The sequence below is a fragment of the Streptomyces thermoalcalitolerans genome (assembly GCF_039525155.1).
GTDB classification, from domain to species: Bacteria; Actinomycetota; Actinomycetes; order Streptomycetales; family Streptomycetaceae; genus Streptomyces; species Streptomyces thermovulgaris.
This window is the reverse complement of record NZ_BAAAHG010000011.1, coordinates 1-25,387: the sequence shown is the minus strand read 5'-3', so window position 1 is coordinate 25,387 and position 25,387 is coordinate 1. Positions and strand designations below refer to the sequence as shown.

The window sequence follows — 25,387 nt, the reverse complement described above, 5'->3', positions numbered from 1 at the left end:
GGTGAGTGATGCACCGGTCACGGATCCGGTCCCGTGCGCGTGCTCGCGCAGGCCCTGCGAGCGCACCGCGGCGCGGACTGTGCGCCGGGCCCGGTTCAGGGCCTGGAGGGTGCCGGGCCCTGTGCCGCCGGATCCGGTCGACGGGCCACCGCCTCGCCGGGCCCACGGCGACGCAGCACCAGCAGGGCCACGTCGTCGTCACTGCCGCGCTCCTCGGCCAGGTCGATGAGCCGGTCGGCGAGCTGCTCCGCGTCCTCGGGTCCCTCGACGACGGACTCGATGAGGGTGCGCATGCCGTCGTCGAGGTCGGTGCCGGGCCACTCGATCAGACCGTCGGTGCACAGCACCAGGGACTGTCCGGGGCCGAGCTCCATGGTGCCGACCGGGTACTCCAGGCTGTCGAACTCGGCGGACAGGCCGAGCGGCAGACCGCCCTCGACGACGACCCGGTGGCAGCCGTCGTCCTTTCGCACCAGCGGGTCGATGTGCCCGGCGCGGACCAGCTGGACGGCGCCGGTGGACAGGTCCGCCTCCGCGTACAGGCAGGTGGCGAAGCGGTCGGTGTCGAGTTCGTGCAGGAAGACGGAGGAGCGGGCCATCACGGTGGCCGGCGCGTGGCCCTCGGCGGCGTAGGCGCGCAGCACGATGCGCAGCTGGCCCATGATGGCGGCGGCGTGCGTGTCGTGGCCCTGCACATCGCCGATGACGGCGCCGACCCGGTCGCCGGGCAGCGGGATGAGGTCGTACCAGTCGCCGCCGATGTCGCGGCCGAGGGAGCCGTACGCGTAACCGGAGCGGTAGCGGACGGCGACGTCGGCGCCGGGCACGCTGGGGATGGTGCGCGGCAGCATGGCCTGCTGCAGGCCCTGGGCGAGATCCTTCTCCCGCTCGTAGAGCATGGCCCGCTGCAGGCTCTGGGCGATGCTGCTGCCGAGGCTGATGAGAAGGTCGCGCTCCTCCGGCGAGAAGCCGCGCCGGTCGCTGTAGAGCAGGCCCATGCCGCCGATCGGGCGGGCGTGGGCGATCAGCGGCAGATAGGCGGCGGAGGTGATGCCCAGGCCGGTGAGGTGCGGCCACAGGACGGGGTAGCGCTCGGCGAAGTCCTCCGGGGACTCGATGAAACGGGGGGCGAGGGTGCGTACGGCCTCGCTCATCGGGTAGGGCTCGTCGACCCGGGTGACGCGGGTGCCGGGCACCGAGGCGCCCTCGGGTCCCTCCGCGACCAGCCGGATGCGGTCGCCCTCCACCAGGCCGAGGACCAGGCTCCTGGCCCCGAGGAGGGCCAGGCCATGGGTGTCCTTGACGACGTCGATGACGTCCTGGACGGTGTGCGCGCGGGCGAGGGCGGTGGTGGCGGCCTCCACGACGTTGGTCCACTCGCGCCGGGCGGTGTCCCGGGCGGCCCTCTCACGGCGGGCGACGCTCTCGTCGAGTTCCTCGGTGGCGTCCCGGATGATCCCGATGATCCTGCGCGGGCGGCCCGTGTCGTCACGGCGGATGTAGCCCTGGACATAGGTCCAGCGGAAGGTGCCGCTGCGGCGGCGCACCCGGACATAGCCCCCGTAGTTCTCGCGGCCGTCCTTCATCGTCCGGGCCACCAGCGAGTCCAAGCGCTCGCGGTCGGACCGCAGCAGCCGGTCGCCCAGGAGATCCGGGCGGCCGTCGTACTCCTCGGGGGTGACGTCGAAAATCCGGTGCGCCTGGGCGTCCATGTGCACCAGACCGGCGTCCAGGTCCCAGTCGAAGCTGCCCATGCGGTTGAGCGCCAGGATGGGGTCCGGGTGGGCCGGCCAGTCCTCCGAGAGGGACAGGGAGGACGCTCCCTGTTCGGCCATGGGCGACACCTTGCCAGGTTCTGTCGGATTTTTCGAGCCGGGGACGGGGTAGCCGGGGTCCGTCACCATTATGTGCCGCACCTGTTTCCCCCTCGCTCGCCGAGAGCATCCGGACGGGCGAGGCGGACCCGGACCGTGGCCGGAGTCCGGTGTCCCGCGCCGGGGCACGCCGGGCCGCAGGCCAAGAAAGCCGAGAAAGCCGAGAAAGCCGAGAAAGCCGAGAAAGCGGAGCGCACGGCCGTGGAATGGTTCACCGCACCCGAGTACTGGCTGAGCCGGCTGGTCTTCCAGCGGGCACTGGCCGCGGTGTATCTGGTCGCGTTCCTGACGGCGGCCCTGCAGTTCCGGGCGCTGCTCGGTGAGCGCGGCATGCTGCCGATCCCCCGTTTCGTCGAGCAGGTCCCGTTCGGCCGGGCGCCGAGCCTGTTCCATCTGCACTACTCCGACCGATTCTGCGCGGCGGTCGCGTGGACCGGGTGCGCGGTGTCGGCGGCGCTGCTCGCGGGGCTGGACTCCTGGCTGCCGCTGTGGGGCGGGATGCTGCTGTGGCTGGTGCCCTGGGCGCTGTATCTGTCGATCGTCAACGTCGGGCAGACCTGGTACGCCTTCGGCTGGGAGTCGCTGCTGCTGGAGACCGGGTTCCTGGCGGTCTTCCTCGGCAACGACGAGGTGGCCCCGCCCGTGGTGGTGCTGTTCCTGCTGCGCTGGCTCCTCTTCCGCGTCGAGTTCGGCGCCGGGCTGATCAAGATGCGCGGCGACGCGTGCTGGCGGAAGCTGACCTGTCTGCACCATCACCACGAGACACAGCCGATGCCGGGGCCGCTGAGCTGGTTCTTCCACCATCTGCCCGGGCCCCTGCACAAAGCCGAGGTGGCCGCCAACCACGTCACGCAGCTGGTGGTGCCGTTTCTGCTGTTCGCCCCGCAGCCGATCGCCACGGTCGCGGCCGCACTGATGATCGTCACCCAGCTGTGGCTGGTGCTGTCCGGGAACTTCTCCTGGCTGAACTGGCTCACGATCGCGCTGGCGCTGTCGGCCGTCCGGTTCCCGGGGAGCCCGCCGTCCCTGCCGGCGGCACCCCTGTGGTACGAGATCGTGGTGCTCGCCGTCGCCGCGCTAGTGGTGTTCCTCAGCTACCGCCCCGTGGTGAACATGGTCTCCCGCCGTCAGGTCATGAACCGCTCCTTCGACCCGCTGCACCTGGTCAACACCTACGGCGCGTTCGGCAGCGTCAGCCGTGTCCGCTACGAGGTGGTGATCGAGGGCACGCCGGACGACACACCGGGCGAGGACGCGGACTGGCGGGAGTACGAGTTCCGGGGCAAGCCCGGTGACCCCCGGCGCTGGCCCCGCCAGTTCGCGCCCTACCATCTGCGGCTGGACTGGCTGATGTGGTTCGCGGCGCTGTCCCCGGCGTACGCCGGCGTCTGGTTCGGTGCGCTGGTGGAACGGCTCCTGAAGAACGACCGCGACACCCTGAAGCTGCTGCGCCGTTCCCCCTTCCCGCCCGACAGTCCACCGCGCTACGTCCGCGCCCGTCTGTTCCGCTACCGCTACACCAGCCGGCGGGAGCTGCGCGCGACGGGCGCCTGCTGGGACCGCACCTATGTGCGGGAGTACCTGCCGCCGACCCGGCTGCCCGAAACCGCGCTGCGCTCGTGACCGGCCGGCCCGCGATGGCCGTGCCGTCCGGCGCGCCGCCCTCCGGCGCCCTCTGCGCCGTACGGCCGGTGGGCCGTCCGGGCTCGGAGGCGGATCCGCCGGCCCTGGCGGAGCGGCTCGGGGCCCTGCGCCCGTGGCGGCGGACGGCCGGTCTGTGAGCCCTTGAAGCGTGTCCTCGGACCTGGGACATCCCCAGGAGCGCCGGCACCCGGCTGCCGCCGGCACGAACGGACCAGGGGAATTGCCCCCGTTCCAGTGGACACGGACGGGTTTGCGCCGCATCAGGGAGCTCGCGGCAGGGGCTCGTGATCGGGTTGGCTCCGGCCCGCCATGTCAACAGCCCGCGAGGGACGGCCGCCCGGACGCTGGTCGAAGCACGCCCGAAGGGGCGCCTTCCGGTGCGGGAGAGCCTTCCGGTGCGGGAAAGAGAGGAACTCCTTGATGTCGTGGCAGAACTTCCGAGCGCATGGTCGTCTCCTCGGCGGCCGGCGCTTGCGTCCCACCCGGCTCCTGGCCGCCGCCGGCCTGACGGCCCTGGCCGGAGGCACCCTTCCAGGACCGGTCGCCCACGCGGCCACCATCTCCGTGCCGTGCTCGGTCCCGGCCCTCGTCAATGCGATCAATGCGGCCAACAGCTCACCGGGCCCCGACACCCTCAATCTGGACCCCAAGTGCACCTACAAGCTGACGGCCCCTGATGCCGCCAACCCCGCCAACGGCCTGCCGACCATCACCAGCGACATCACCATCAACGGCGGCAGCAGCCACAAAGCCGGCGGCAGCGGCCACGGCGCGACGATCACGCGCGCCAAGTCCGCCCCCGCCTTCCGCATCCTTCTCGTGGCCACCACGGGAAGCCTGACGCTCAACAAGGTCACCATCAGCGGCGGCAAGGCGACGGACTGCCCCAACTTCCCGGGAGGGGCTTGTGGGGGCGGCATTTCCAGCCTCGGCCCGCTGACAGTGAACCACAGCCGGGTGATCGACAACACCGCCGAGTCCGACGCCTTCGCCGAGGGCGGCGGCATCGAGACCGGTACCGGCGCGGGCACCGGCACGGCGACCTTGAACGACACCGAGGTCAGCGGAAACACCGCCGTCTACAACGGCACGGCCCAGAGCAGCGCCGCGGGCGGCGGGCTCTCCAGCAATGGGCCGCTGCTGGTGAAGGGCAGCCGCTTCACCCACAACGTCGTCCGCGTCACCCAGAACACCCAGAGCTTCGCGTTCGGCGCCGGCCTCGTCACCTTCGCCCGGGCGACGATCGAGAAGACCACCATCGCCCACAACCAGGCCAGCGCCCCGGGCGGCTTCGCGCGTGCCGCTCTGGCCAACGGCGCCATCCCACCGGACACGATGACCGTGACCGGCAGCGTCATCCGCAACAACACCGCCAGCGCCCCGGGCGGCTTCGCTCAGGGCGGTGGAGTCGCGAACAACGCCCTTCTGACCGTGACCGACACCCGCGTCACCGACAACATCGCCACCGCCCCGAACGGCGGCACCGCGGTGGGGGGCGGAATCCAGGTCGCCTCCGACGGCAACTTCACCCTGCGCAACAGCACGGTGCGCGGCAACATCGCCGAGGCGTCCGGCGGCGGCAGTGCCCAGGGCGGCGGCATCAACAACGGGACCGGCGGCACCGCGCTGATCGAAGGGACCAAGATCAGCGAGAACACCGTCCGTGTCTCCAACGGCGGCACCGCCCGCGGCGGAGGCCTCTTCAACGCCGTCGGCTCCACGACGCTCAACAACAGCACCGTCACACGCAACAAGGCCGGTGACGGGGGCGGCATCTTCGAAGCGTCCGGAACCGTCACACTGAACGGCACCACAGTCACTCTCAACAAGCCCAACAACTGCGCCCCGCCAGGAGCCGTCCCCGGCTGCACCGGCTGAGCGACAGCACCGCACAACTCACCGTGGTCCGGCAGCCTTCGAGGCTGCCGGACCACGTGTTCGAGCGCCGGGCCATCGGGGGACGAGCGACCGGGTCGGATGAGCTCTGCCGGGCTCGCCGGAGCCTCCGTCACCGCCGTGACCCGCACCAACCGGAGCAGAACAGTGCTTCCGCCGCCATCGTCGACGGAAGCGGACCACCCCCCTCCCGGCAGTGCCGTCGGCCCACCCGCCAGACGCCGCACCCCGGATCATCCAGGCGGACAGACCGCACGGCCGGAGCCGGAAAACACCCCCCTCAGAGCGCCTTGTACATGATGTGCAGCCCGACCAGGCCGTGCCGGGGGTGCTCGAACGCCTCCGGCACCGTTCCGATGATCCGGAAGCCGAGGGAGCTCCACAGCTTGACGGCCGGGTTGGTCTCCACGACGGCGTTGAAGACCATGCCCCGGTAGCCGGCGGCCTTGGCGGCCGCGAGGACGTGCTCGGCGAGGGCCCGGCCGATGCCCTGGCCGGACCGGTCGGGGTCGACCATGAAGCCCGCGTTGGCGATACGGGCGGCGGGGCCGCCGTAGTTGGGCGTGAGATAGGCGGAGCCGACGACCGCCCCGGTGTCGTCCTCGGCGACGTACACCCGTTTGGCCGGATTCATCCACAGCTCCCGGGCCTCCTCCTCCGAGGTGTCCGGGTCCCAGCTGTAGGTCTCGGCGGCGGCGACGATCCGATGCCAGAAGGGCCAGATGTGCGGCCAGTCGTCGGCTGTGGCTTCCCTGATCAGCATGGGTGCGAGTTTCGCACACCATGTGATCGGTGAACACGGTGATGCCCGCCGGGTCAGTCCACGCTGCGCAGGATGTGCGGCTCGGCGAGGTCGTCCTCGTAACCCGCCAGGCGGATCGGAGCGGACCGGGCCCACACGTCGAGGCTGCCGAGGTCCCCGGGCTTCCGGCTGGTGCGCTCCGTGTGTTCCGTGGGCTGCTCGTCGGGATTCGTCTTCTCCGGTGTCACCGCGCACTCCTTATGTGTCGGTCACCCTCGGGGCATCCGGCCGTTCGCGCGGCGGCACCTGACGCCCGTTCGGGTCTTGCTTCATCGGCATCTCGGACGCGGTGGCGCCGGCAACTGAGGTCCGGGCAGGCCGTTGTGCACCTGCTCGCCCCGGGACGGACCATGGGTGTGGATGGACCCCTTTGGTGCTGCCCGTCCCTTCCAGATTAACCAAATGAGCGGCCCCCCGCTCGATAGGGCTGTAAAGAGCGGGTAACCATCCGAAGTCACGCGTGTTGGTTCGACCGTTTACAAGCCGGTTTGTCACATGATGGACGTCACGGGATTCATACCTGCGGGTTACGCGGGCAACAGCTACGGGACAGCACGGCCCGTCGACCGGGCCGCGGACCCGCCCCGCCCCACCGACCCACCACGACGGCCGTCTCGCGGAGGACCGACGTATGGAGCTGCGCAGCGTCGAGGCGCTGATGAACCTGCTGTACGCCTGCCGGGGCACTGTCACCGCACCGGACGGTCACGGCGGCGGTGTCGACGCGCACGAGCACGCGCTGCGCACCGCCGCCCTGTTGCGCCGGCGCCACCCGGCCGACAAGGAGCTCCAGGTGGCGGGCCTGGTCCAGGGCATCGGCCCCATGCTGGGGACGGGCACCCGGAGGGACGCGAAGGAGTCGGCGGCCCTCGCCGCCGAAGCGGTCCGCGGTCTGCTCGGCGAGCGCGTCTCCCGCCTCGTACGGCAGCACACGGCGGCCCCCGGTCATCTGCTCGACGAGGACGCCCTGTCCCTGCGCCAGGCGGCCGAGGAGGCCCGCACCCACGCCCTCTGCGCCGGCGGCGTCGGCGTCCTGGAGGACTGGCGCACGGTCCTGGAGCTGGTCGCGGCGCGCAACTCCCGGCCGGCCGAGTCGGGTTGGCGCGACGTCAGGGACGTCTGGTACGAGCGGTGCCGGCTGCGGCCCGACCGGCGTGCGCATCCCGCGCAGACCGTGCACCGGTGACCGTCGCCCCGCGGGGCGGGGCCGCGAAGCGGGAGCGCCGCCGGGGCTCCCCGCTCACCACTTGGCAGGGGCGTAGTCCTTGAGGAAGACGCCGTACAGGTCCTCGCCCGCCTCGCCGCGCACGATCGGGTCGTAGACACGGGCGGCGCCGTCGACCAGGTCGAGCGGGGCGTGGAAACCGGCCTTGGCCAGGCGGACCTTGTCGGGGTGCGGACGCTCGTCGGTGATCCAGCCGGTGTCGACGGCCGTCATCAGGATGCGGTCCTTCTCGAACATCTCCTGGGCGCTGGTGCGCGTGAGCATGTTCAGGGCGGCCTTGGCCATGTTGGTGTGCGGGTGGCCGGCGCCCTTGTAGCCGCGGCTGAAGACGCCCTCCATGGCGGAGACGTTCACGACGTAGGTACGGCGGGCCGGCGAGGCCGCCAGTGCCGAGCGCAGCCGGCTGATCAGGATGAAGGGCGCCGTCGAGTTGCACAGCTGGACCTCCAGCAGCTCGATCGGGCTGACCTCCTCCACGGTCTGGACCCAGCTGTTGGTGTCGTGCAGGTCGGGCACCAGGCCGCCCGCGTCGATGGCCGTGCCGGCCTCGATCCGCTCCAGGGACGCCGAGCCGGAGACCAGGGCCAGGTCGGTGACCTCCTGGGCGCTCAGCGCGCCGGCGCCCGCCACCGGCAGCGCGGCGACCGCGCCGGAGCCGAAGGTGCCGATCACCTCGGACGCGGGCAGCTCACCGGCCGGCAGCGGGGCCGACTCGGCGGCGATCAGCTCGCGGTAGGCCTGCGGGGAGCGCCGTACGGTCTGAGCGGCGTTGTTGATCAGGATGTCCAGCGGGCCCTCGGCCGCGACCGAGTCGGCGAGGGCGACCACCTGGGCCGGATCGCGCAGGTCGATGCCGACGATCTTCAGCCGGTGGATCCACTCGTCACTGTCGGGCTGGGCCTTGAAACGGCGGATGGCGTCCTTCGGGAAACGGGTGGTGATCGTGGTGTGCGCCCCGTCGCGCAGCAGCTTGAGCGCGATGTACATGCCGATCTTGGCACGGCCGCCGGTGAGCAGGGCGCGCCGTCCGGTCAGGTCGGTGCGGGCGTCCCTGCGGGCGCGGTTCTCGGCGGCGCACGGCGGGCAGAGCTGGTGGTAGAAGTAGTCGACCTCGACGTAGCGGGTCTTGCAGATGTAGCAGGAGCGCGGGCGCTGCAGGATGCCCGCGATCCTTCCCGGCTCGACCTTGGACGAGGGCAGGATGCCCGCGGTCTCGTCGTCGATCCGCTGGGCCGAGCCGGTGGCCGTGGCTTCCGTGATCGCCCTGTCGTGCGCGGTCTTGGCGGCCCGGCGCTCCTGGCGGCGGCGCCGCTTGACCATGCGGTAGATGTGCGAGGTGGCCCGGCGCACCCGGACCGCGTCCGGGTGGTCGACCTCGAGCCGGTCGAGCTCCTCGAGCACGCTCAGGCACACGGCGAGACGCTCGGGGTCGATGCCGGGTCCGTACGCCGCCTCGTCCGTGGTCGCCGAGCCGTCGTCTGTCACCGTCATCGTGCTGCCGTTCCCTGATCACCCGTGCGGCGCTCCGCGTCGCGCCCGCTTTCGAACGGGGGATTTTACGGCAGCGCCGGGCACCGGGGGAAAACGGTGGCGATCAGGGTCCGCAGACCGTGATCAGGGTCTCCACCTCCTCGGGCACGGCGCGGGCCAGCAGGCCGAGGTCCGGGACGGCCTTGGCGTCGGCGACGAAGCCGTAGTGGACCTGGCCGCGGTAGGTCGAGATCGCGATCGCCAGGGACTGGCCGCGGGCCAGCGGGGCGAAGGGGTAGACCGCGGTGAGCGGGTGGCCGCCGAGCTTCAGGCCGACCCCGGGCAGCGGCACGCTGGTGACCAGGATGTCGAACCAGAGCCGGGCCGCCTGGCCGACCAGCGGTCCGCCGAGCCGGTGGCCGAGGGCCGGTACATGGTCGGCGAGCAGCGCGACGGCGCCCGCGCCCCGGTCGGGGCCGGCGTCCTTGTTGCGGTCCATGGCGCTGCGGACGGCGCCGAGGCGGCCCAGCGGGTCCGGGACGTCGACGGGCAGTTCCATCAGATAGCCGGAGAGCCGGTTGCCCTGCGGGTAGGCGGTGCGCGGCCGGCGCCGGGAGACCGGGATCAGGGCGCGGGGCGCGACGCCCTTGCTGGAGTCGCCGCGCTCCTCGAGCCAGCGCCGCAGGGCACCGGCGACGACCGCGATCAGCACGTCGTTGACGGTGCCGCCGACGGCCTTGCGCACCAGGTGCACGTCGTCGATGTCGACGACCGCCCCGGCGGTGCGGCGGGTTCCGGTGGGCTCGGCGACAAGGGCCGGTGTGGAGCGGGTGGTGAGGGACGAGCGGGCGACGGAGGCGCCGATGTCCAGGGCCCGGCCCAGGTCGGACAGGGCGTTGCGCAGCGCACCGGGCAGTTTGCGCACATCGGGCAGCAGTCCCCGCTTCGGCTCGGGCGGCCGGGGCCGCGGGGTGGGCAGGTCCATCGGGTCGAGCACGGCCGCGGCGAGGGTCAGGGCGCGCAGTCCGTCGGCGAGGGCGTGGTGGAACTTGAACAGCACGGCGAAGGAGACGCCGTCCTCGCCCGGCAGCACATGGGCCTCCCACGGCGGACGGTCGCGCTGCAGCGGGCGCTGCATGAGCCGGCCGGCCATGGCGTGGAAGCCGGCGACCGGGGCGTGCAGCCGGACGTGGTTGAGCGGGTCGAAGTCGGGGTCGGGCTCGCGGGCGGCGCCGCCGAAGAAGTTGAACGGCTGGCGCAGGCCGTGGGCGAGGGGTCTGCGCAGGTCGAGCGGCCGCCACACGTCCCGGATGCGCATGCGCAGGCCGGGCACGCCGGCCGCGCGGGCGGCCAGCAGGTCGGCCGCGTGCGCTCCGGCGGTGGGCGAGTGGGCCGAGAAGATCCCGAGTGCGCCGAGGTGCATCGGGTGGTCGGCGGACTCGATGTTCCAGAACGCCAGGTCGAGGGGAGCGAGCAGGTCGGGGGTCAATGGCTTGCCTCGCGTCGACGGTGGATGAGTCTGCGGTCAACCGCCCTTGACTGATGACGGTCAAGTACGATCAAGATACGCACAGTTAACATCAGGTTAAGTCCCGTTCCCGGAGAAAGCAGCGGGACGCAGGGGTCTTCGGTGCGTGTCGCCGTCATCGCAGCGCGGGCGGCGCGGCCTGCCGCGACGTCCCCCACGCCGATGGACGCGGGCCCACGGTGCAGCGCAGGGTGCCGAGACGGCGCAGTGCGCCGGTGGTCAGATACGTCCGGTCGTACGTCACTCCGTCGGCAGTGACCGTCTGGATGTAGCGGTTCGTCCGCGAGGTGCCCGGCGCCGTGATGGTGAGGCCGCCGCGCGGATGGTGGCGCCGGTCCAGCCGGAGGTCGACGCGTTCGAAGACCGGTGTGGACAGCCCCCAGGTGGGGTGGCCGGGCTGGACGGGGAACAGGCCGATGGAGGACAGCACGTACCAGGCGGACATGGTGCCGAGGTCGTCGTTCCCGGTCAGTCCGTCGGGCTCGTCGGTGTACAGGGTCAGCGCGGCGTGCACCACGTCGGCCGTCTTCCACGGCTGTCCCGTGGACAGATAGGTGTACGGCGCGGCGAGGTCCGGCTCGTTGAGCGGGTTGTAGGTGGCGGCGCCGTAGAAGGCGTACGGCTTGTTCACCCACACCTCGCGGGCGGTCCGCTCCGGGTCCCGCAGAAGCCGGTCGTAGGCGAAGAACGCGTCGAGACGGTCGTTGGCGGCCCGTCTGCCGCCGATGAGCTCGATCAGGCCGGGCAGGTCCTGCGGCACGAGCCACTGGTACTGCCAGGCCGTTCCCTCGTGGAAGCCCACGCTCCGCGCCGGGTCCGCCGGCCCGGTGAAGGCACCGGAGGTGCCGCGGGCGCGGAAGAAGCCGGTCGACGGGTCGAACAGACGGCGATAGGCGCGGGAGCGGGCGGCGTACCGTGCGGCGTCCTCGTGGTGGCCGAGGGCGCGGGCCATCTGGGCGAGCATCGCGTCCGACAGGGCGTACTCCAGGGTCGCCGAGGCCCCGAAGGCGTGGTCGGAGTGGCCGGGCTTCGGCAGCCGGTGCCCCTTGATGTACGGGACGAAGCCGCGGGTCAGGTAGTCCGGGTTGGCGTTGCGGCCCAGGGCCGGGGAGCCGGCGGGCGGCACCCCGTCGGCGTTGCGTCTCAGGACGCGGTACGCCCGCTCCTCGTAGCCCTCGAGCAGGCCCTGGTGGAAGGCGGTGGTCAGATAGGGGGTGACGGGATCGCCCGTCATGACGTTCGTCTCGACGGTGGCGTAGCCCCACTTGGGCGGCCAGCCGCTCTCCTCCGCGACCCTGATCACGGAGATCGCCATGTCCCGTGCCTCGTCCGGCGCCAGCAGGGCGAGGAGCTGGGCCTGGGTGCGGTAGGTGTCCCACAGCGACCAGTTCTGGTAGTAGGTGAAGCCCTCGGCCCGGTGGACGCGCCGGTCCCAGCCGGTGTAGCGGCCGTCGGCGTCGCTGCCGGTGTTGGGTGCGAGGAAGGAGCGGTACAGCGCCGAGTAGAAGGTGCGGCGCAGCGCGGTGCTCCCGCCGTGCACCCGCACGGTCTCCAGCCGGTCCTCCCAGGCACGCCGGGCGGCGGCGCGTACGGCGTCGAAGGAACGGCCGCCCTCGGCACGCAGGTTGCCCGCCGCACCGGCCGCGTCCACGTAGGACAGCGCGGTCGTCGCCTCGACGGTGCGGTCACGGGTGGTGTCGAAGCGGAGGTACGCTCCCCCGCGTCCCGTTCTCGCCCCCTCGGTGACGGTGCTGCCGTCCCAGGTGCCGTAGGCGGTGAAGGGCCGGTCGAAACGGGTGATCGTGTGGACCGTGTACGGTTCGGTGTCCTCGCAGAAGCCGCGGCCGGTGATCGTGGTCCGTACGGTGCGGTCGTCCAGGATCTCCACCTCGGAGGAGACCGTCCGGTGCAGCGCCTGCCCGGCGTTGAGCAGGACGTTGGCCCGGTCGGTGGCGGGGAAGGTGTACCGCTGCACACCGGTGCGGGTGGTCGCCGTCAGCTCGGCCCGGACGCCGTTGCCGAGGACGACCCGGTAGTAGCCGGGGCTCGCCTGTTCGTCCTCGTGCCGGAAGGGGACCGCGTACTGCGCGTAGTCCGTCCGTGTGACGTCCCCGAGGGTCGGCAGCACCGGCAGGTCGCCGCCGATACGACAGCCGGCGCCGGAGAGATGGACCAGGGAGAAGCCGCGGATGCGGCGGTGGGCGTAGGCGTAGCCGGTGAAGTGACCGGTGTCCGGCGAGAGTTGCACCATGCCGAAGGGCACGGCCGCACCGGGGAAGGTGTTGCCCTCGTTCGCGGTGCCGATGAACGGATTGACCAGGTCGACCGGACCGGCCGGTTCGGTGAGCCGGGCGTCGTGTGCCTCGGCGGCTCGTACGGGGGCGGGGGCGGTGGTCAGCACGGACGCCGCCACCGCCCCCGCCACGCACAGGCGCAGGATCCTTCTCATGCGGGGAGACCTCCCGGAAAGACGTCGCTCCCCGCATGATCGGGTCTGCGGGTCAGCCGGCCGGGCACCCCGCGGGTGTCGCGCGCGACGCGTCGCGGATCAGCGCCTCCTGAGCGGCTTTCACCCGCGCCACGTCCGGCTTGAGCACCTTGCGGTCGTAGGTCAGCAGACCGTTGAGCTCGCCCTCGACATCGCTGATCTGGGTGTAGACCGCGCCGTTGCTGCCGCGGCAGACGAGCGCGCGCACCTCGTTCAGCTTGGTGAGGTAGTCGTCGGTGTACGTCTCCGGGTTCACGTCGATGTAGCTCTGCTGCACCGACCAGGCGTGCCCCGGCACGGCGAGGCCGAGTCCGCCGTACTCACCGCTGACCAGGGCCCGCTTGCCGTCCGGGCGGGGCGGCAGCGCGGGGCTCGGGTACCCGTGCTCGTCCAGGATGTCGCCGGCGCCGCCGTCGACGCCCAGGTTGATCCCGGACATGCCGTTGACCAGCCGGGTCGGGTCCCACTGCTTGGCCTGCTCGGCGATGCGGGCCTCGTCGTACTGGCCCCAGCCCTCGTTGAAGGTGACCCACATGACGATCGACGGGTGGCTGACGTGCTCGTCGATCATCTCCTTCATCTCGCGTTCGAACTGCGCCCGGGAGGCGGCGGACGGACGCACACCGGGGGTCATGGAGGGCATGTCCTGCCACACCATCAGGCCCAGCCGGTCGGCCCAGTAGAACCAGCGGTCGGGCTCGACCTTGATGTGCTTGCGGACGGAGTTGAAGCCGAGCTGCTTGTGCACCTTCAGGTCGTGTGCCAGGGCCGCGTCGGTGGGCGCGGTGTGCAGGCCGTCGGGCCAGAAGCCCTGGTCGAGGGTGGCCATCAGGAAGACGGGCTTGCCGTTGAGGAGCGTGCGGGGGACGCCGTTCACCTTCTCGACGGCGACCGAGCGCATCCCGAAGTAGCTGCCGACGTGGTCGGCGCCCACGGTCACCTTCAGGCCGTACAGGAACGGGTCGTCGGGCGTCCACAGGCGCGGGTTGCGCAGGGTGAGGGTGAGCGGGCTGCCGGTGCGTCCGTACGCGACGGCCACCGGGCGCTTGCCGTCGTAGGCCGTCGCCGTGATCGGCAGGCCGGCGCGGACGCCCCTGGCCTCCACGGTGAGACGGCCCTTCTCGACGTCGGGGGTGAGCTTGAGGGAGTCGACGTGGTCGCGGGCGACCGGCTCCATCCAGACGGTCTGCCAGATGCCCGAGCTGGGGGTGTACCAGATGCCGCTCGGGTTCAGGCTCTGCTTGCCCAGCGGCGGGTTCTCGCCGTTGCGCGCGTCGGTCGGGTCGTACACGCCGACGATCAGTTCCTGGGTGCGGCCCGGCTTGAGGGCGTCGGTGATGTCGGCGCTGAACTTGTCGTAGCCGCCCCGGTGTTCGGCGACCTTGACGCCGTTGACGTAGACGACGGCCTCCCAGTCGACGGCGCCGAAGTTGAGCCGCAGCCGCTGGCCGTGTCCGATGCGCCAGTCGGCCGGGACGGTGAAGGTGCGGCGGTACCACATGCGGTCCTCGTGCCGTTGAAGGCCGGAGAGCTGGGACTCCACGGGGTAGGGGACGAGGATCCGCTCGGGCAGGTTCCTGCCCACGGGCGGCTGCTCACCGGCCCGTGCCGGGGCGAACTGCCAGCGGCCGTTGAGGTTCTTCCACTGAGTGCGGGTCAGCTGCGGGCGCGGATACTCGGGCAGGACGTTGTCCGGGTCCACCTGGTCGGCCCACGGGGTGCGCAGCTCGTGGGTGGAGCGGTTCGGGCCGCTGCTCCAGAAGGCGCCGACCGGGGTGCCGTCGGCCCGGGCGAGGCCGCCCTTGCCGTCGTAGCGGATGTCGGCGGTGCCGCGGGCGGTGCCGGTCTTGTTGCCGACGACCGGTTCCTTCAGGGTCACCAGCAGGGCGCGCGGGTCGGCCGGGTCCTGCCGGACGTCGCCCAGCGGCCAGGCGGCGCCGCCGATCACGGCCCGGAAGTGGTCGCCGAGACCCGCGGGCGGGGCGGCGAGCCTCTGGGCGAAGTCGAGTTTCAGGGTGCGGCCGTCGCCGAGGACGGTGGCCGCGGTGGCGCCGTCGTAGGTGGAGCCCTCGGGCAGGCGGAAGGCGGACTGAGGGACGGGCTTCTTGGTGCCGCCGGGCTCGGTCCAGCGGACGTGCAGGTTGGAACCGCCGTAGTGCTCGAAGTACTCGAGCTTGAAGTCGTGGGCCCGGCCGGCGGTCAGCTCCACGGGGGCGGAGGTCTGTTCGCGGTCCCACTCGTCGACCCAGTAGTCGATGACGAGCCGCCCGTCGATCCAGAGGCGGAAGCCGTTGTCACCGATGATCGAGAAGGTGTGGGGGCCGGTCTTCTCCGGGACGATCCGGCCGGTCCAGCGGACGCTGACGTGGTCCGACTGTCCGGTGGCGAACGCCAGGCGGGGTTCGAGGTTGTCGAAGTCCAGGTTCGGGTCGAACCCGGTGGCCTTGAGCTCGTGGAAGTCGAAGGTGCCGGGGGCGGAGTGGGTGTAGTACTCGCCCTTCAGGCCGTGGATCTCCACCGGGTCGTCGTCGGGTGCCGCGGCCGCGGCGGGCGCCGCGGTGAGCGCGGCGAAGCCGAGCACCGCGGCGAGCAGCAACGCGAGTCGGTCTCTGAGGCGGGTGCGCACGATCCTCCTCGGGGGGGGGGGGGGGGGGGGAAGGGGACTGGCGGCTCTTGTTGGGTAAGGGAGTTTGATCATGTTTGTTTCAGTGCGGAAATAACGTTGTCACGATCGGCAGCCGGCAGGACAGCACGAATTCCGCCATCCCTCCAAGGACTTGGCGAAAAAGGACGCATAGCGAGAGGACGCATGGCGAGGCGGCCGGCGGCCGGTGTCCCACCACGGTCACGCCCACAGGGGCGGACCGCTCCCGTGCCGCCCCGAGCGCGACCGGACGCACCGGGCCGGGGAGGCGGTGTGCGCCCTACCCGGCCGCCGCTCCCCCGTTGCCTTCTTGGGCCGCTCCCCCGCCGTCCTTCGTCCGGGCCTCCGGCCGTCTCCCCGGCCGTCCGGACGCGGCTTTCGGGGAGGAACCCGGTGGCCGTGTGAAGCAGCAGTCGCCACAGAGTCCCCCGCCGGGAACCCGGTAGTAGAGGCAGCAGCTGCGCCGCCGGAAGGCGGTTCCGGTCAGGGTGCCGGCACGGCCGAGGAGGGGGTGCGTCAGGAGACACGTGGTCAGTTCGCGGGCCCGGTCGGCGGCTTCGGCGCGGCCGTGGTCGCGCGCCCATGCCGCGAGCAGACGTCCGGTGCTCGCCAGCGCGGAGGCCGCGTTGCCCCGCAGCAGGCCCGGTGCGAGGCGATGGCGGGCGCGCAGGGCCGCCGCCAGGGGTTCGAGGTGGCCGTGCAGGACGACGGCCGCAATCGTGGACGCGTCCGCCGGGCGGGCACGCACCTCGGTGAGCCACAGGTCGTCGGGGGCCTGGGCGGCCGGGTCCCAGTGGAGAAGGTGCGGGTCCAGGTCGGGGACCCCGCCGTACAGCGCGGCGCAGCCGAGCGCGGCCGACCAGAGCCGGGCGGCGAGCGCCTGATGGGCGATCGAGGCGGCGACCCGGGGCTCGGGGGCACGGATGCCGTGGGCGACCGTGCGGACCCGTACGTCCAGAGGATGGGTGTCGTGCGGGCCGGCGGCGGGCTGCGCGTACACCTGGGCGAGGGTGGGCAGGCGGCCGTGGGGCGGGGTGCCCGTGCGCAGGACGAAGAAGCCCCCGAGGGGGCGCAGGGCGGCGAGGTCGGGGGCGAGGTCCACACGAGCAGTAGTACCAAGGCCCTTGAGGGAGTACCCCGGCGGGTTCCCGGGAGCCTGGCGGGAGATCCGTCTTGTGCCGCCCGTCCGGAGAAGGACCGCGGGCCGTGGCGTACTCCGCCAGGAGTATGGCCACATGACTGCTCAAGGACGACGACGGCAGGCGTCCGGCGCGGCAGGGTGTCGGAGCATGGAGGCCGATCGTTCGTCACGCCGGGTCCACCGCTTCCACCGCTCCCGCCTCGCGCGGAGGAGCACGCGCGGGAGCGGCTCATGAGCGCTCTCGTGCTGTCCGTGCTGCTGTCGCTCGTGTCCGCCGTCGCCTATGCCGGCGGCGCGATCGTGCAGGAGCGGGTCGCGGTGTCCTGCCCCGGCGAGCGGTGTGCGCCGCTGCGCCGGCCGCTGTGGTGGGCGGCGGTGGCGCTGAACGGCCTCGGTGGGCTGCTGCATGTGATGGCCCTGGCGTACGGCCCGCTCAGTCTGGTCCAGCCGCTGGGCGCCCTGACGATCGTGTTCACGCTGCCCATGGCCGCGTTGTTCACCGGCCGCCGGGCGGGGTCCGCCGCCTGGCGGGGCACGCTCATGGCGACGACGGGGCTGGCGGGTCTGCTGACCCTGGTGGGCGCCCCCGACGCGCGGTCGCTGAGCGCCGCGCAGCGCGGGCTGCTGGCCCTGGTGACCGGTGGTGTGCTCGTGGCGCTGACGGTCGCGGGCCGGGCGACGCACCGGCACCCGGTGGTGCGCAGCGTGCTGCTCGCCACCGGTTCCGGCACGGCCTTCGGGATCTCCTCGGTGTTCACCAAGACGGTCACGGCCGGCTGGAGGGGCGGCATCCTGGCGGCGGAGCTGTCGTCCCTGGCCGCGATCGGGGTCCTGGCCACGGCCGGGATGCTGCTGTCGCAGGCGTCGTACCGGGGCGGTGGTCTGGCGGCGCCGCTGGCCACGCTGACGGTGGTGAACCCGGTGGTGGCGGCCGCGGTCGGTCTCACGCTGTTCGGCGAGACCTTCCGCCACGGCACCCTGGGCACCGTGCTCGCGCTCGGCTGCGGCGTGGTGGCGGCGGGCGGGCTGATCCTGCTGACGACCGAGCGGATCGGGTCCACGGCGCCGGCGCCCGTGGAGGAACCGCCGCCGGCCGGGGCGGCCGGGCGACCCGGCGCGGTGCCGCCGGAGCGGGAGCAGGCCGCCGCGCGGGACGAACCGCCGCTCGTCGCCGGCCGGTCGTACGGCGGCCCGTGACTGCGCGCCCCCTGCGTCCCGGCGCCCGCCCGGGCCGGTGCCGCTTCCGCGTCAGAGCGAGACGCCCCCGGCCCGGAGGTAGGCGACCGGGTCGATGTCCGAGCCGAAGCCGGGGCCCGTCCGCACCTCGAAGTGCAGATGGGGACCGGTGACATTGCCCGTGGCGCCCGAGCGGCCGATACGGCTTCCGGCGGCGACGGTCTGTCCGGGCCGCACGGAGATCGCCGACAGATGCCCGTACTGGGAGTAGCGGCCGTCGTGGTGCCGGATCACCACCTGGTAGCCGTAGGAGCCGCCCCAGCCGGCGCTGACGACCCGCCCGGCGGCGACCGCCTTCACGGAGGTGCCGGTGGGAACCGCGAAGTCGACGCCGGTGTGGTAGCCCTTCGACCAGTGGGGGCCGGTGGCGCGGTAGGCCGTGCCGACGGGGGCGCTGACGGGAGCGACGAGGGCCCGTGAGGCCGAGCGCTGCCGGGTGGCCCTCGTACCGGTGGTGGACCCGGCCTTCTTGGCGGGGCGGGCCGTGGTCCCCTGCCGCGGCTTCTGCTGCTCCTTGGGCCGCGCCTTCTGTTCCGGCTGCGACGCGGAGGCCGCGCGCAGCGAGAGCCGCTGGCCCGGCAGGATGAGGTCCGGGTCGTCGCCGATGGTCGTGCGGTTGGCGGCGTACAACTGCTGCCAGCCGCCGGGGACATGACGTTTCTCGGCGATGCCGGAGAGAGTGTCGCCGGGGACATGACGTTTCTCGGCGATGCCGGAGAGAGTGTCGCCGGGGACCACCGTGTACATCCTGGCGGTACCGGCGCGCGCCTGGGGCGCGGTCTGCGGCCGTACGTCGACGGGGCGGGCGCCGGAGCGAGCGGCACGGCTGTCGGAACGGGCGTCGGGACGGATGTCGGGGGTGCCGCCGTCACGGGTCAGCCCGGCTCGTACCGAGCACACCGGCCAGGCTCCGGGTCCCTGCCCCTCGAGGACCTTCTCCGCGACGGCGATCTGCTGGTCGCGGGTGGCCAGGTCCGCGCGGGGCGCGTACCGCGTTCCGCCGTACTCCTCCCAGGTGGACTGGGTGAACTGTAATCCGCCGTAGTAACCGTTGCCGGTGTTGATGTTCCAGTTGCCGCTGGACTCACAGGCGGCGACCCGGTTCCAGGTGGAGACGTCGGCGGCCTCGGCGGCCGAGGCGCCGATGAGCGGAAGAGCCATTCCGGCGCTGCCCGCCGTGACGGTGAGCGAGGCGCGATTGATCCTGTTCGGCTGGTACCGGCGGTGCCGGCCGCGTGCGGCCATGTCTGATGCCCTCTCGCCAAGCGTCAGGAGCGGCGAAGGTAACCGCTGCGAACAAGCCGCCACAAGACGGCCTTCGGTCGCTTTGCCCTCCCAAGTGACCGATAACCGCCCCCGGTTGGCCGGATCGGTCGCGGACACGCCGGGCCGCGGACTTCCGTCGTACGGAATGAGCCGGAGGAGATCCGCATGCGTAATGAAGCGTGCCGGGTCCGGATGTGCGGGTGCCGTACCGGCACGTCAGGATGGCTGTGTGGACACAAACGGTGATACTGGCGGGCATGGACGGCGGCGCGATCGGCATCGCCGGCAGCGGGACACCGGCGTTCCACCTGATGATTCACCTGATTTCCAAGGAGCAGGCGGTATGAGCACTACAGCCCAGATCGGCGTCACCGGACTCGCGGTCATGGGCCGCAACCTCGCCCGCAACTTCGCACGCAACGGCTACACGGTCGCGCTGCACAACCGGACGCCGTCCCGGACGCACGCCCTGGTCGAGGAGTTCGGACACGAGGGCGACTTCATCGCGACCGAGACCGCCAAGGAGTTCGTGGCGGCGCTGGAACGGCCGCGCCGCCTGGTCATCATGGTGAAGGCCGGCGAGCCGACCGATGCGGTGATCCAGGAGTTCGCGCCGCTGCTGGAGCCCGGCGACATGATCATCGACGGCGGCAACGCGCACTTCGCGGACACCCGGCGCCGGGAGCGGGAGCTGCGCGAGCAGGGCATTCACTTCGTGGGCACGGGCATCTCCGGCGGCGAGGAGGGCGCGCTGCACGGGCCGAGCATCATGCCGGGCGGCTCGAAGGAGTCCTACGAGTCCCTCGGCCCGATGCTGGAGAAGATCTCCGCGAAGGCGGCGGACGGCACGCCGTGCGTCACGCACGTGGGCCCGGACGGCGCGGGTCACTTCGTGAAGATGGTGCACAACGGCATCGAGTACGCCGACATGCAGCTGATCGGTGAGGCGTACCAGCTGCTGCGCGACGTCGCCGGTTACTCCCCGGCGCAGATCGCGGAGATCTTCCGCACCTGGAACAGGGGCCGTCTGGACTCGTACCTGATCGAGATCACGGCGGAGGTCCTGTCCCACGTGGACGCGGCGACCGGCAAGCCGTTCGTGGACGTGGTGGTGGACCAGGCCGAGCAGAAGGGCACGGGCCGCTGGACGGTGCAGATCGCCCTCGACCTGGGCGTGCCGGTGTCGGGCATCGCGGAGGCGGTCTTCGCCCGCTCCCTGTCCGGGCACACGGCCCTGCGGGAGGCCTCGCGGGGACTTGCGGGCCCGAAGGCGTCGCCGCTGCCGGAGTCCGAGGCGGGGGCCTTCGCGGACCGGGTGGAGCAGGCTCTGTACGCCTCGAAGATCGTGTCGTACACGCAGGGCTTCCACGAGATCGCCGCCGGCAGCGCGGAGTACGGCTGGGACATCGACCTCGGCGCGGTCTCCGCCATCTGGCGCGGCGGCTGCATCATCCGCGCGGCCTTCCTGGACCGGATCCGCGCCGCGTACGACGCCCGTCCGGACCTGCCGAGCCTGCTGTCCGACGAGACCTTCGCCCAGGAGATCGCGGCGGCCCAGGACGACTGGCGCGAGGTGCTGGTCGCGGCGACGCGGCAGGGGGTGCCCACCCCCGGCTTCGCGGCCGCGCTGGCCTACTACGACGCCCTGCGCGCCGAGCGCCTTCCGGCCGCGCTGACGCAGGGGCAGCGCGACTTCTTCGGGGCGCACACCTACCGGCGGGTGGACCGGGAGGGCTCCTTCCACACGCTGTGGGGCGGTGACCGCTCCGAGGTCACGGCGTAGGTCCGCGCCGGCCGACGGTCGACGGTCAGCGGCCGGCCGGCTCGTACGGCCGGTTCGCACAAGAAGTTCGCACAAGAAGACGGTGGGCGGCTCGGTGCCGCCCACCGTCGGCGTGTGCGGGGCGGGATGCGTACGCCCTCGCGGGTCGAGGTCGGGGTCAGGTGAGGGGCGGCCCCGGCTCGGGATTCGGGACCGGCTCCGGGCCCGGGGGGATCGGGGACGGGGAGGGTTCCGGGGGCGGAGGGCCGGGAGGCGGCGGACCCGGGGGCGGACCTGGTGGGGGTTCCGGACGCGGGCCCGGCGCCGGAGGGGGCGGCGGGGCCGGGGGCGGCTCCGGTTCGGGGACGGGGGTCGGCTGTGGCGGTGGGTGCTGCGGGTCCGGCCCCGGGGTGGGCCCCGGCCCGGGGTCCGGCGGGGTGGGACGGGGGTTCGGGTTCGTCATGGCGTCCTCCGGCCGGTCGGTCGACGCGGACTCTGGACTGCTCCCCCCTTGTACTCCCCGCCTACCCGGCCCCCGTGCCGCCAGTCACCCGACGGCGGCAGGACGAACACGCCACGAGCACCGCCTCCTCAGAACCGCCCGGGATGCGCGGCGAGCCACTCCCGCGCGGCCTCCAGCAGTCCGGGACCGGCCGCGGAGGCCTCGTCGCGGTGGCGTTCGGCCCACCTGACGACGTACGGGCACAGCGGGGCCACGGCGACGCCCTCCCGGCGCGCGGTGGCGTACAGCTCGCGCACCAGCGAGCCCGCGATGCCCTGCCCCTCGTGCCCGGGCTCCACGGCCGTGTGCACGGGAACCAGCGCGGGCCGGGGACGGTCGAGGACGAAGTACTCGACGCGTCCCACCACTTCACCGTCACCGACCGCCTCGAGACGGCCCGCCGCCCGGTCGTCGCGGATCTCGATGTCGCTCATCGGCACGCTCCTGGTCGGTCGGACCGGCCGGACCGCTCAGGCCGGCACGGCCTGCGGGCTCCGCTCCTGGCCGGACCCCGGCACCGGCGCGGAGGGGTCGGCATCGAGGGCCACGATACGGTTGTCGGCGTCCACGTGCACGACACGCGGCCGGAACGCCCGCGCCTCGGCGTCGGTCATCTGGGCGTAGCTGATGATGATCACCAGGTCTCCGGGGTGGACCAGGTGGGCGGCGGCCCCGTTGATACCGATCACCCCGGACCCGCGCTCACCCTCGATGACATACGTCTCCAGCCGCGCCCCGTTGGTGATGTCGACGATGTGGACGAGTTCACCGGGCAGCAGATCGGCCGCGTCGAGCAGATCCGCGTCGATGGTCACCGATCCCACGTAGTGCAGGTCGGCCTGGGTGACGGTGGCGCGGTGGATCTTGGACTTGAACATGGTACGAAGCACGGAGAAACTCCTGATCGTGTCTGCTCCCTGCCTGCTTTCCAGGTCAAGGGCGGTTCTCGAAGAGTACAGCGACTCGTGTGTCCGGCCGACTGCTTCCGGGTGTTCCGGAACTCACACCGAGTGCGACCGGGAGCTCCTGTCGCTCCCCTGCGGTACGGGCTCGGCGGCCGGACGCGAGAGAGCCTCCGCCCCCGAACGGCGGGACCGGTGCCCTTCCTCCGCTCTTCCCCTTGCGCACCGGAGCGACAACAGCGTCAACGCCCCTCGGCCGTCGCCTTTTGGTGCCTTTTTGAAGCCTCGTTCCCGACTGGTGCGGCGCCGCGGGCCGGAGAGCACACAGCAGCGGCACCGACCCGGGCATCGAGACGGCTCAGGCGCGTCGGCGGGCTGACGGATCTCGCGAAGTGCCGGGGCAGAGGGGTGTCGGCCGCTAAGTTCGCGTCCGTGGACGAGAAGGAACCGAGGGAACTGGACGAGAAGGAACTGATCGAGCGCGCCGGCGGCCCTGTCACCCGCGGCCGTCTCGTGCGCGACCTGAGGGAACTGGGCGTCGGTCCCGGCGACACCGTCATGGTGCACACCCGCATGTCCGCCGTCGGATACGTCGTCGGCGGCACCCGGACACTGATCGGGGCGCTCCTCGACACCGTCGGCGACACCGGCACGCTCATGGCGTCCTGCGGCTGGAACGACGCCCCGCCCTACGACCTCGCCGACTGGCCACCGCAGTGGCGGGAGGCGGCACGGGCCGAGTGGCCCGCGTACGACCCGCGGCTCAGCGAGGCCGACCACAGCGTCGGCCGGGTCCCCGAGGCACTGCGCCACTGGCCGGGAGCGGTGCGCAGTCGCCACCCCGACGCAAGCTTCGTCGCCGTCGGACCCGCCGCCCACCGGCTGATGGACGACCACCCCTGGGACGACCCGCACGGCCCGGACAGTCCGCTCGGCCGGCTCGTGCGCGACGGCGGCCGGGTGCTGCTTCTCGGCGCGCCGCTGGACACGCTGACACTGCTGCACCACGCGGAGGCGCTGGCCGAGGCGCCCGGCAAGCGGTATGTGGAGTACGAGCAGCCGATCATGGTCGACGGGCGCCGTGTGTGGCGGCGCTTCCGGGACGTCGACACGGAGACGGAGGCGTTCCCGTACGGGAAGGTGGTGCCCGAGGGCACATGGCCGTTCACGGTCATCGCCGAGGAGATGCTGGCCGCCGGGATCGGACGCACCGGGCGCGTGGGCGCCGCCGTGAGCCACCTCTTCGAAGCCCCCGACGTGGTCCGCTTCGGCGTCGAGTGGATCGAGAGCAGACTCGGTGGGGCGGCCGACGGCTCGTGACACCGCCGGCCGCCCCACCCCTTGCCCGCCCGGCCGAAGGGCGTCCGGTGTGCCGGTCCGCTCGGACCCGCGGTGGGACTGCCCCCTCGCTGGGCTGAGGAGTGCCACGCGGCCGTTCGGACGGTGTGATCAGTGGTGGCCGCGGCCGCTGGTGATCTCCTTGTACTCCTCGACGGTCGGCTTCGGGATCTGGCTGCCCTCGCCGTAGTACGCGTTGCTGAGCTTGACGCGCAGTTTCTCCATGAAGCCCACCTTGCGCTCGACGCCGTTCTCGTCGACCGCCGGGCCGAGTTCGGCCGGCTCGTACTGGTGGTGCGCCGTGAGGGTGTAGAGCTGCTCCTGGCTGAGCGGCTCGTGGACCTCGATGAACTCACCGTGCGGCAGGCGCTTGATGATGCCGGTCTCACGGCCGTGCAGCACCTTCTCCCGGTCGCGGCGCTGCAGACCGAGGCACATCCGTTTGGTGACGATGAACGCGACGACCGGTCCGACGAAGAAGGCGATCCGGACGAACCAGGTGACCCCGTTGATCGACAGGTGGAAGTGCGTGGCGATGATGTCGTTGCCCCCACCGATCAGCATGATCATGTAGGCGGTGACCCAGGCGACGCCGAAGGCCGTGCGGGTCGGGGCGTTGCGCGACCGGTCCAGGATGTGGTGCTCGCGCTTGTCGCCGGTGATCCAGGCCTCGATGAACGGGTAGAGCGCCAGCACGGCGAGCATGACGCCGAAGAGGACCAGCGGGACGAACACGCCCAGGGCGAGCGTGTGTCCCAGGAAGTTGATCTCCCAGCCGGGCATGGCCCGGACCAGGCCTTCGGCGAAGCCCATGTACCAGTCCGGCTGGGCGCCGGTGGACACCATGTCCGGGCGGTACGGGCCGATCGACCAGACGGGGTTGATCTGCACCAGGCCGGCGATCAGGGCGAGGAAGCCGAAGACCAGGAAGAAGAAGCCTCCGGCCTTGCCCATGTACACCGGCAGCAGCGGCATGCCGACGACGTTGCCGTTGTTCTTCCCGGGGCCCGCGAACTGCGTGTGCTTGTGGTAGACGACCAGGATCAGATGGGCGACCACGAGACCGAGCATGATGCCCGGCAGCAGCAGGATGTGGATCGCGTAGAACCGCGGCACGAAGTCGTGGCCGGGGAACTCGCCGCCGAAGAAGAAGAACGACAGGTACGTGCCGACGACCGGCACCGACAGGATCGCGCCCTCGGTGAAGCGGACACCGGTGCCGGAGAGCAGGTCGTCCGGGAGCGAGTAGCCGGTGAAACCGGTGAACATGCCCAGGACGAACAGCAGGAACCCGAACAGCCAGTTGATCTCACGCGGCTTGCGGAACGCGCCGGTGAAGAACACGCGCATCATGTGCACGAACATGCCGGCGAGAAAGACGATGGCGGCCCAGTGGTGGATCTGCCGGATGAGCAGACCGCCGCGCACGTCGAAGGAGATGTTCATGGCCGAGTCGAAGGCCCGGCTGACGAGTTGTCCCTGCAACGGGACATAGGACCCCCGGTAGACCACCTCGCTCATCGAGGGGTCGAAGAACATGGTCAGGTACACACCCGTGAGGATGATGATGAGGAAGCTGTACAGGCAGACCTCTCCCAGCATGAACGACCAGTGGTCGGGAAAGATCTTGCGCATATTGGCCTTCGCCAGGGAATAGATCCCCAGCCGG

Annotated in this window: 19 protein-coding genes; 7 read left to right on the top strand and 12 right to left on the bottom strand. The window is 71.9% G+C overall.

The window, feature by feature from the left end; translation table 11 throughout:
* Nucleotides 1-95: 95 nt before the first annotated feature.
* Nucleotides 96-1,835 carry a SpoIIE family protein phosphatase gene (locus ABD224_RS09210; RefSeq protein ID WP_425580947.1) on the bottom strand — a complete coding sequence of 580 codons (1,740 nt, stop codon included), beginning with the start codon at nucleotides 1,833-1,835 and terminating at the stop codon, nucleotides 96-98.
* Nucleotides 1,836-2,075: 240 nt separating this feature from the next.
* Here ABD224_RS09210 and ABD224_RS09205 point away from each other — a divergent pair, with 240 nt between their 5' ends.
* The 3 genes from ABD224_RS09205 (at nucleotide 2,076) to ABD224_RS09195 (ending at nucleotide 5,396) form a co-directional block, all read left to right on the top strand.
* A complete protein-coding gene (locus tag ABD224_RS09205; RefSeq protein WP_344048876.1) occupies nucleotides 2,076-3,497 on the top strand; it encodes a lipase maturation factor family protein in 1,422 nt (473 codons plus the stop codon).
* Nucleotides 3,494-3,655 (top strand): hypothetical protein, encoded by a 162-nt coding sequence (locus tag ABD224_RS09200; protein WP_425580946.1) that lies wholly within the window; start codon nucleotides 3,494-3,496, stop codon nucleotides 3,653-3,655. The genes ABD224_RS09205 and ABD224_RS09200 overlap by 4 nt, the downstream gene beginning before the upstream one ends.
* Nucleotides 3,656-3,938: 283 nt before the next feature.
* Nucleotides 3,939-5,396 carry a hypothetical protein gene (locus ABD224_RS09195; RefSeq protein ID WP_344048874.1) on the top strand — a complete coding sequence of 486 codons (1,458 nt, stop codon included), beginning with the start codon at nucleotides 3,939-3,941 and terminating at the stop codon, nucleotides 5,394-5,396.
* 298 nt (nucleotides 5,397-5,694) lie between these two features.
* On the opposite strand, the gene ABD224_RS09190 is transcribed toward ABD224_RS09195, so the two are convergent.
* Nucleotides 5,695-6,177 (bottom strand): GNAT family N-acetyltransferase, encoded by a 483-nt coding sequence (locus ABD224_RS09190; protein ID WP_344048872.1) that lies wholly within the window; start codon nucleotides 6,175-6,177, stop codon nucleotides 5,695-5,697.
* A 53-nt stretch (nucleotides 6,178-6,230) separates the two neighbouring features.
* Entirely contained in the window at nucleotides 6,231-6,404 is a 174-nt protein-coding gene (locus tag ABD224_RS09185) for a hypothetical protein (RefSeq protein WP_344048870.1), read from the bottom strand.
* A 443-nt stretch (nucleotides 6,405-6,847) separates the two neighbouring features.
* Between ABD224_RS09185 and ABD224_RS09180 the strand changes: the two genes are divergently transcribed.
* Nucleotides 6,848-7,402 carry a hypothetical protein gene (locus ABD224_RS09180; protein WP_344048867.1) on the top strand — a complete coding sequence of 185 codons (555 nt, stop codon included), beginning with the start codon at nucleotides 6,848-6,850 and terminating at the stop codon, nucleotides 7,400-7,402.
* Between the two features lie 54 nt (nucleotides 7,403-7,456).
* Here ABD224_RS09180 and ABD224_RS09175 read toward each other — a convergent pair whose 3' ends face one another.
* The 5 genes from ABD224_RS09175 to ABD224_RS09155 form a co-directional block, all read right to left on the bottom strand.
* A complete protein-coding gene (locus tag ABD224_RS09175; RefSeq protein WP_344048865.1) occupies nucleotides 7,457-8,932 on the bottom strand; it encodes an SDR family NAD(P)-dependent oxidoreductase in 1,476 nt (491 codons plus the stop codon).
* Between the two features lie 103 nt (nucleotides 8,933-9,035).
* The gene (locus ABD224_RS09170; protein WP_344048863.1) at nucleotides 9,036-10,400 is read right to left on the bottom strand and encodes a wax ester/triacylglycerol synthase family O-acyltransferase; all 1,365 of its coding nucleotides are present in this window, start codon (nucleotides 10,398-10,400) and stop codon (nucleotides 9,036-9,038) included.
* A 154-nt stretch (nucleotides 10,401-10,554) separates the two neighbouring features.
* Nucleotides 10,555-12,888 carry a GH92 family glycosyl hydrolase gene (locus tag ABD224_RS09165; RefSeq protein ID WP_344048861.1) on the bottom strand — a complete coding sequence of 778 codons (2,334 nt, stop codon included), beginning with the start codon at nucleotides 12,886-12,888 and terminating at the stop codon, nucleotides 10,555-10,557.
* A 52-nt stretch (nucleotides 12,889-12,940) separates the two neighbouring features.
* Nucleotides 12,941-15,553, bottom strand: a complete 2,613-nt coding sequence (locus ABD224_RS09160; protein ID WP_344048858.1) for a PA14 domain-containing protein — start codon at nucleotides 15,551-15,553, stop codon at nucleotides 12,941-12,943.
* Nucleotides 15,554-15,851: 298 nt separating this feature from the next.
* Nucleotides 15,852-16,673: a (2Fe-2S)-binding protein gene (locus ABD224_RS09155; protein WP_344048856.1), complete on the bottom strand. Its 822-nt coding sequence runs from the start codon at nucleotides 16,671-16,673 to the stop codon at nucleotides 15,852-15,854.
* Between the two features lie 270 nt (nucleotides 16,674-16,943).
* Here ABD224_RS09155 and ABD224_RS09150 point away from each other — a divergent pair, with 270 nt between their 5' ends.
* Nucleotides 16,944-17,909: a DMT family transporter gene (locus tag ABD224_RS09150; protein ID WP_344048854.1), complete on the top strand. Its 966-nt coding sequence runs from the start codon at nucleotides 16,944-16,946 to the stop codon at nucleotides 17,907-17,909.
* Nucleotides 17,910-17,960: 51 nt separating this feature from the next.
* On the opposite strand, the gene ABD224_RS09145 is transcribed toward ABD224_RS09150, so the two are convergent.
* Entirely contained in the window at nucleotides 17,961-19,193 is a 1,233-nt protein-coding gene (locus tag ABD224_RS09145; protein WP_344048852.1) for a transglycosylase family protein, read from the bottom strand.
* A 364-nt stretch (nucleotides 19,194-19,557) separates the two neighbouring features.
* Here ABD224_RS09145 and gndA point away from each other — a divergent pair, with 364 nt between their 5' ends.
* A complete protein-coding gene (gene gndA, locus ABD224_RS09140) occupies nucleotides 19,558-20,997 on the top strand; it encodes an NADP-dependent phosphogluconate dehydrogenase (protein WP_344048850.1) in 1,440 nt (479 codons plus the stop codon).
* 570 nt (nucleotides 20,998-21,567) lie between these two features.
* On the opposite strand, the gene ABD224_RS09135 is transcribed toward gndA, so the two are convergent.
* Together ABD224_RS09135 and panD are read right to left on the bottom strand one after the other, a co-directional pair.
* Complete coding sequence (locus ABD224_RS09135; protein WP_344048848.1) at nucleotides 21,568-21,912, bottom strand: GNAT family N-acetyltransferase; 345 nt, start codon at nucleotides 21,910-21,912, stop codon at nucleotides 21,568-21,570.
* A 36-nt stretch (nucleotides 21,913-21,948) separates the two neighbouring features.
* On the bottom strand, nucleotides 21,949-22,368 hold the full coding sequence (gene panD, locus ABD224_RS09130) for an aspartate 1-decarboxylase (protein ID WP_344048846.1): 420 nt from the start codon (nucleotides 22,366-22,368) through the stop codon (nucleotides 21,949-21,951).
* Between the two features lie 468 nt (nucleotides 22,369-22,836).
* Between panD and aac(3)-VIII the strand changes: the two genes are divergently transcribed.
* Nucleotides 22,837-23,700, top strand: a complete 864-nt coding sequence (aac(3)-VIII, locus tag ABD224_RS09125) for an aminoglycoside N-acetyltransferase AAC(3)-VIII (protein WP_344048996.1) — start codon at nucleotides 22,837-22,839, stop codon at nucleotides 23,698-23,700.
* A 129-nt stretch (nucleotides 23,701-23,829) separates the two neighbouring features.
* On the opposite strand, the gene qcrB is transcribed toward aac(3)-VIII, so the two are convergent.
* On the bottom strand, nucleotides 23,830-25,387 hold a 1,558-nt coding region (gene qcrB / locus ABD224_RS09120), incomplete at its 5' end, for a cytochrome bc1 complex cytochrome b subunit (RefSeq protein WP_344048843.1).